General features: G+C 66.2%; 7 protein-coding genes. 6 read left to right on the forward strand and 1 reads right to left on the reverse strand.

What is annotated here, in order from left to right; genetic code table 11:
* Positions 1-159: 159 nt before the first annotated feature.
* The 6 genes from HX774_RS15035 (at position 160) to HX774_RS15060 (ending at position 4348) form a co-directional block, all read left to right on the forward strand.
* Positions 160-816, forward strand: a complete 657-nt coding sequence (locus tag HX774_RS15035; RefSeq protein WP_114818401.1) for a DUF47 domain-containing protein — start codon at positions 160-162, stop codon at positions 814-816.
* Positions 817-822: 6 nt separating this feature from the next.
* Positions 823-1824: an inorganic phosphate transporter gene (locus tag HX774_RS15040; RefSeq protein WP_178828056.1), complete on the forward strand. Its 1002-nt coding sequence runs from the start codon at positions 823-825 to the stop codon at positions 1822-1824.
* The gene (locus HX774_RS15045) at positions 1824-2255 is read left to right on the forward strand and encodes an NUDIX hydrolase (RefSeq protein ID WP_178828059.1); all 432 of its coding nucleotides are present in this window, start codon (positions 1824-1826) and stop codon (positions 2253-2255) included. Before HX774_RS15040 ends, HX774_RS15045 begins: the two co-directional genes overlap by 1 nt.
* Before the next feature lie 315 nt (positions 2256-2570).
* Positions 2571-3086, forward strand: coding sequence for a 50S ribosomal protein L10 (gene rplJ / locus HX774_RS15050; protein WP_114818398.1), 516 nt, complete (start codon positions 2571-2573; stop codon positions 3084-3086).
* 55 nt (positions 3087-3141) lie between these two features.
* Positions 3142-3519, forward strand: coding sequence for a 50S ribosomal protein L7/L12 (gene rplL / locus HX774_RS15055; RefSeq protein ID WP_114818397.1), 378 nt, complete (start codon positions 3142-3144; stop codon positions 3517-3519).
* A gap of 148 nt (positions 3520-3667) precedes the next feature.
* Positions 3668-4348, forward strand: a complete 681-nt coding sequence (locus tag HX774_RS15060) for a type 1 glutamine amidotransferase domain-containing protein (protein WP_178828061.1) — start codon at positions 3668-3670, stop codon at positions 4346-4348.
* Between the two features lie 61 nt (positions 4349-4409).
* Here HX774_RS15060 and HX774_RS15065 read toward each other — a convergent pair whose 3' ends face one another.
* Complete coding sequence (locus tag HX774_RS15065; RefSeq protein WP_178828063.1) at positions 4410-6398, reverse strand: M61 family metallopeptidase; 1989 nt, start codon at positions 6396-6398, stop codon at positions 4410-4412.
* Between the last annotated feature and the right edge of the window lie 61 nt (positions 6399-6459).

Genomic DNA, 6459 nt, shown 5'->3' on the forward strand with positions numbered 1-6459 from the left:
CGGCGCGCCGGGCGCCCCAGGACGCTCATGCTATGGCGCGAACAGCCTGAGCCCTAATCGTAGCGGCGAACGATTTCCGTGTTCGGACGACTTGACGGCGGGGGGGTAAATCCGGTCTTGGGGCGCAGCCGCCAAGTGCGGCCCTTTCGGAGACGACTGATGCTGAGCTGGTTCCAGGCGCTGCTGCCCAAGGAAGACAACTTCTTTCGCCTGTTCGACGCCCACGCCGCCACCCTGGTGAAGGGCGCCGAGGCCCTGCGCGGCATGATGGACGGCGGCGAGGCCACGCCCGACTGGTGCCAGAAGATCGTGGATCATGAGCATGAGGCCGACGATGTCGCGCGCGAGGTCATGTTCGCGGTGCGCCGCAGCTTCATCACCCCCTTCGACCGCTCGGACATTCGCGGTCTGACCGACTCGCTGGACGACACGATCGACCAGATGCAGAAGACGGCCAAGGTCGTCACCCTGTACGAAATGCGCGAGTTCGCCCCCAAGATGCGCGAGCTGGCCGACATCGCCGTCCAGTGCGGCGCCCTGACGGCTGAGGCGGTCGCCCTGCTGCCGGCCATGCGCAAGAACCATGAGCGTCTGAACGAGTTGACCGAACAGATCGCCCGCCTCGAAAGCCGCAGCGACACCCTCTACGACGAGGGCATGAAGGCCCTGTACGAACAGCATCGCCACGACATGACCGGCGGCAATACGCTGTGGTTCATCATCGGCGGCGAGGTCTATGACCACCTCGAGAAGATCATCGACCGCTTCGAGGATGTGGCGAACCGCATCAACGGCGTTCTGGTCGAGCACCTGTAGGGTCCGATGGATCACGCCCTCCTGATCCTGGTCTTCCTGATCGGCGTCGCCCTGCTGTTCGACTTCCTGAACGGGCTTCACGACGCGGCCAACTCCATCGCCACCATCGTGGCCACGCGGGTCCTGCCGCCGATCTATGCGGTCGGCTGGGCGGCCTTCTTCAACTTCATCGCCTTCCTCTTCTTCGGCCTGCACGTGGCCGACACGATCGGGCGGGGCATCATCTCGCCCGACGTGATCTCGGATCAGGTGATCTTCGGCGCCCTGATGGGGGCCATCCTCTGGAACGTCATCACCTGGATCGCGGGCATCCCGTCCTCCAGCTCGCACGCCCTGGTCGGCGGCCTGCTGGGCGCGGGCATCGCCAAGGCGGGGACCAGCGCCGTGGTCGTCGCCGGCGTGCTGAAGACGGTGGGCGCCATCTTCATGTCGCCGGCCATCGGCTTCCTGCTGGCCCTGCTGCTGGTGCTGATCGTGTCCTGGCTGTTCGCCAAGGCCAACCCCGCCTTCGCGGACCGGATCTTCCGGGGGCTCCAGTTCGTCTCGGCCTCGGCCTATTCGCTGGGCCACGGCGGCAATGACGCGCAGAAGACCATGGGGATCATCGCAATTCTTCTATATTCGCGCGGCATGCTGGGGGGTGAGTTTCACGTGCCCTTCTGGGTGGTCATCACCTGTCAGGCCATGATCGCCCTGGGCACCCTGTTCGGCGGCTGGAAGATTGTTCACACCATGGGCTCTCGCATCACCCGACTCAGCCCGCAGCAGGGCTTCTGCGCCGAAACGGGCGGGGCCATCACCCTGTTCGCGGCGACCAGCATGGGCATTCCGGTGTCGACGACCCACACCATCACCGGCGCCATCATCGGCGTGGGGGCGGCCAAGCGGGTCTCGGCTGTGCGCTGGAGCGTGGCGCGCAGCATCGTCACCGCCTGGTTCATCACCATGCCCGCGGCGGCGGCCATCGGCGCGCTCTTCTACTTCCTCGGCGGCTTCTTCCTGACCTGATGACCGCGCCGCCCCGAACAGAGACCTCCGAGACCCGTCAGGTCGCGGCCTTGCCCTGGCGTCAGGGCGAGAACGGCGTCGAGGTGATGATGATCACCTCGCGTGAGACGCGCCGCTGGGTCATCCCCAAGGGCGGCCGCATGGTCGGCAAGACCGACCCCCAGGCGGCGGCTCAGGAAGCCTATGAAGAGGCGGGCATACAGGGCGAGACGCTGGGCGACCCCGTGGGCCATTTCCGCTACGCCAAGCGGCTGAAGTCGGGCGCGACCCAGGCCTGCGTCGTGGCCGTCTATCCGTTGGAAGTGCTGATCCAGCTGGGCGCCTGGCCCGAGGACCTGCAGCGCGAACGCCGCTGGATGCTGCAGGCTGAGGCCGCCGCATCGGTACATGAGCCTGATCTGGCCGAGTTGATCCGGGGTTTCCGTCCCTAATCTCGGCGGCGCCGTTGATTTCGCCGTCAGGCCGTGTATAGAGCGCGGCTTCTCGTCATGGCTTCGGCCAAGGCGGATCCTGTCCGAGAACTTCGGGACGTGGGGGCCACCCGCGTCATAATTGTCCAGAGAGCCCTCTGGCGCCGTGGGGAGATGGGGATGCAAAGACCTTCGTCCAGCCGTTTTCGGCCGGACAGGCCACGCTTCCTTCGGACAATAAGACCGGCCTGAACGCTGTGCAGCGATGCGCGGCGCTATGGCCAAATCCGTCGCCGGGAATTAGCCCGGCGGCGAATACCAAAACTGGAGACCGCAATGGACCGCGCACAAAAAGCCGAGTCGATCGAATCGCTGAAAAGCGTGTTCGCCGACGCGGGCGCCGTGGTCGTGACCCACAACCTGGGTCTGACCGTTGCGGAGATGGAAGACCTGCGTGGTCGCCTTCGTAAAGAAGGCGGCGCGTTCAAGGTGGTGAAGAACCGTCTGGCGCTTAAGGCGCTGGGCGTCGAGGAAGGCAGCGCCTACCACGATCTGTTCAAGGGTCCGGTGGGCATCGCCTACGCTTCGGACCCGGTCACTGCTGCGAAGGTCGCGGCTGAATTCGCCAAGGGCAACGACAAGTTCAAGCTCCTCGGCGGCTTCATGGGCGACAAGGTGCTGGACGCCGCGGGCGTCGACGCCCTGTCCAAGCTGCCGTCGCTGGACCAACTGCGTGGCAAGCTGATCGGCCTGCTGCAAGCCCCGGCGACCAAGGTCGCTGGCGTTCTGCAAGCACCCGCCGGCCAACTGGCTCGCGTCTTCAACGCCTACGCGACCAAAGACGCCGCCTAAGCCTCGTCATCTCTGCATATCTCTCTGAACCTCATCCTACCGAAGGAAGACTAAAATGGCTGATCTCGCCAAGATCGTTGAAGAACTGTCGGCTCTGACCGTCCTGGAAGCCGCTGAACTGTCGAAGCTGCTGGAAGACAAGTGGGGCGTTTCGGCTGCTGCACCCGTCGCCGTCGCCGCTGCCGGCGCTGCTGCTCCGGCTGAAGCCGCCGAAGAGCAAACCGAGTTCACCGTTGTCCTGGTTGACGGCGGCGACAAGAAGATCAACGTGATCAAGGAAGTCCGCGGCGTCCGTACGGACCTGGGTCTGAAGGAAGCCAAGGACCTGGTCGAAGGCGCTCCGCAGAACGTCGTCGAGAACGTCTCGAAGCAAGTCGCTGAAGAGCTGAAGAAGAAGCTCGAAGAAGCCGGCGCCAAGATCCAGATCAAGTAAGATCGGATTTTGCGCTTCGGCCTTCGGGCCGAGGCTCAGACTTCAAGGAACGGGTCGGAGGGAAACCTCCGGCCCGTTTTCTTTTGCGTGAGACTGGCGGGACTGGGAGGGCAGGACCATCTGAACCCCTCACACAAGGATGCCCCCCATGAAGATCCTGATGGTCCTGACCTCGCACGACCAACTTGGCGACACCGGCCACAAGACCGGCTTCTGGCTGGAAGAGTTCGCCGCCCCCTATTACGCCCTGAAGGACGCCGGGGCCGAGATCGTCATCGCCTCGCCCAAGGGCGGGCAGCCGCCGCTGGACCCCAAGAGCGACGCCGAAGACGCCCAGAGCGACGACACCCGCCGCTTCAAGGCTGACGCAGCGGCGCAGGCTGCGCTGGCGACCACGGTCAAACTGGCCGATGTGAAGGCTGAGGATTTCGACGCCGTCTTCTACCCCGGCGGTCACGGCCCGCTGTGGGATCTGGCCAATGATCCCAAGTCTATAGCCCTGATCGAAGCCTTCGCGGCCGCCGAGAAGCCGACGGGCTTCGTCTGCCATGCGCCGGGCGTGCTTAAGGACGTGAAGGGCGCGGACGGCGAGCCCCTGGTCAAGGGCCGGGCCGTCACCGGCTTCACCAACAGCGAGGAAGAGGCTGTGGGCCTGACCGAAGTCGTGCCCTTCCTGGTGGAGGACATGCTGGCCGCCCACGACGGGCGCTACAGCAAGGGAGCGGACTGGAGTTCCTATGTCCTGACGGACGGAACGCTGGTCACGGGGCAGAACCCGGCCTCTTCGCGGGAAGCCGCCGAAGCCCTGCTGAAGCTGCTGAAGGCCTAAGCGAGAGTCATACGAAAACGGCCCGGGAGCGATCCCGGGCCGTTTCTGTTTCTGGCGTGGCCTAGCGGCGACGGGGGCTGAGGATGTCGCCGATGCGGTCCGGCGTGCCGGGGATCCGCTCCAGGCGCGGGTAGCGCAGGCCGTCATGGTAGTCGAAGGCCACGGTGCGGTAGCGGTCGCCGTTCTTGAGCAGGAGCGAGATCGGCGCGGTCGTGCCCTTGGCGGCGGTGACGGCGTCGCGCAGGACCTCGGCCGAGGCGGCGCGGTCGTTGACGGCGACCAGTTCCCAACCCGGACCGATGTCCGCCTCGAAGGCGCGGCCGCCCCAGCGGACGCCGGTCAGCTTGTTCGAGGAGGACAAGGTGAAGCCCAGGGAATACTGGAAGTCCCTGTCCCAGCCGCTCTGGATGCGTTTCTCGGCGGCGGTCAGGCTGTCGGTATAGGTCAGGCGGTAGCCGCCCCGCGCCAGGCCGTCGAGCGGGGCCTTGGCGTCGGGGCCATTGGCGTCCAGGCGGGTGCGCAGGAAGCCGGTCCAGTCGTGCGGGTGGACGGCGTTCAGGGCCGCGACCACGTCCTCGAAGGTGTAGCCGCGCGGGGCCCAGGAGCCGTCGTCGCCCCCGAAGAAGCCCTTGGCGAAGTCGTCCAGCGACTTCCTGCCGTCCGTGGCCTCGCGGATCAGGGTGTCGGCGTCCAGCCAGATCAGCAGGCTTTCGCGGTAGTAGTCGCCGGTGCCGCGCATCCACGACGAATAGGGATTGCTGGTCCGGTAGCCGAGCAGGTTGTGGTTGTTGACGTCCTGCAGCGGGCGCCATTCGCGGCCCGGCTGGTTGTCGTAGAAGGCGGCGTTCTCGGCCAGGCTGACCAGGATGTCGTCCTTGGAGGCCAGACCCGAGCGGGCGGTCAGGACGTCGCCCCAGTATTCCGTCTGGCCTTCATAGACCCACAGCAGGGTGTTCTGGGTCGGGATGTTGTGGTTGGCGGTCAGTTCGTCGGCGGGGCGCTGGCGCTTGCCGTTCCAGGCGTGGACGAACTCGTGCGGCAGGAGGCCGACGGCGCCCAGGTCCTTGCCCCAGTTGGTGAAGAAGTCGGTCGGGACTGAGTTCTCGGACGAGCGGTGATGCTCCAGGCCGATGCCGCCCATCTTCGACGTGGCGGCGACCAGGAAGTCGTAGCGGTCATAGGGGCGGGCGCCGAACAGGCGGTCTGTCTGGGCGACCAGGTTTTCAAACTTGCCGATCTGTTCCGGCGTCGGGGCCAGGTTCTTGGCCGCGTCGGCGACGATGTTCAGGTGGACGGCCTCTCCCCTGGGGTCGATCTCGATGCGCTGGAAATGGGCGCCGCCGAACAGGGGGCTGTCGATCAGGGAGTAGAGGTCGGTGGGGTGGAAGGTGGCCACGCCGTTCTCATAGCGCTCGGTGTCCAGGGCCACGCCGTATTTCCAGCCCTCGGGCAGGCGGATCGACGCGGCGAAGGTGATGCCGGTCGAGCGGTAGCCGGCGGGGTAGAGCAGGGCCTTTTCCCACTGGAGGTTGACCATCTCGGGCGTCATGACCACGCGCCAGGTCGAGCTGTCGGGCTGGGTCAGCCACTGGAACTCGACCACGATCTCGGTCACGCCCTGGGGCACGTCCACGTGGAAGGCGTTGGGGTCGATGGTGTCGCGCAGCCAGTCTATGCGTGTTGCGCCGCTGGTCACGGTCACGCCGGAGATCAGCTGGATCGGGCCGGTGGCGGCGTGGTTGCCCGGCAGGAACTTGGGATAGAGCAGGACCAGAGGGCCGGGCTTGACCGGGATGGTCTGGCGGACGCGGACGATCTTGCGCTCAACGTCGGTGGCGTCGACCTCATACTTGATGACGCCGGGGTAGGTTTCGGCGGTCGGGGCCGGGATGGGCGGCAGGGCGCGCGGCAGGCCCAGGGGCGTGTTCTGAGGCGTCGGCGCGGCCGGCGCCTGCGGGCCGGTCCAGGCCTGCGGGGCATGAGCCAGGGCGGCGGGGGCCGCTGAGGTCAGGAGCAGGGCGAGGGCGGTGGCGGGCAGGTGTCGGGTCATGGTGATGGGAATCCTGTAGCGGCGTTTCTTTTGAAGCGCGACCTTCTCCCTCCCCTTCATG

Origin of the sequence: Brevundimonas sp. P7753, from assembly GCF_013386595.1 — a bacterium.
In the GTDB taxonomy this organism is placed as follows: domain Bacteria; phylum Pseudomonadota; class Alphaproteobacteria; order Caulobacterales; family Caulobacteraceae; genus Brevundimonas; species Brevundimonas bullata.

Coding starts and splice junctions, on each gene's coding strand:
- HX774_RS15035 (WP_114818401.1), top strand. CDS start 160: ATGCTGAGCTGGTTCCAGGCGCTGCTGCCCAAGGAAGACAACTTCTTT.
- HX774_RS15040 (WP_178828056.1), top strand. CDS start 823: ATGGATCACGCCCTCCTGATCCTGGTCTTCCTGATCGGCGTCGCCCTG.
- HX774_RS15045 (WP_178828059.1), top strand. CDS start 1,824: ATGACCGCGCCGCCCCGAACAGAGACCTCCGAGACCCGTCAGGTCGCG.
- rplJ (WP_114818398.1), top strand. CDS start 2,571: ATGGACCGCGCACAAAAAGCCGAGTCGATCGAATCGCTGAAAAGCGTG.
- rplL (WP_114818397.1), top strand. CDS start 3,142: ATGGCTGATCTCGCCAAGATCGTTGAAGAACTGTCGGCTCTGACCGTC.
- HX774_RS15060 (WP_178828061.1), top strand. CDS start 3,668: ATGAAGATCCTGATGGTCCTGACCTCGCACGACCAACTTGGCGACACC.
- HX774_RS15065 (WP_178828063.1), bottom strand. CDS start 6,398: ATGACCCGACACCTGCCCGCCACCGCCCTCGCCCTGCTCCTGACCTCA.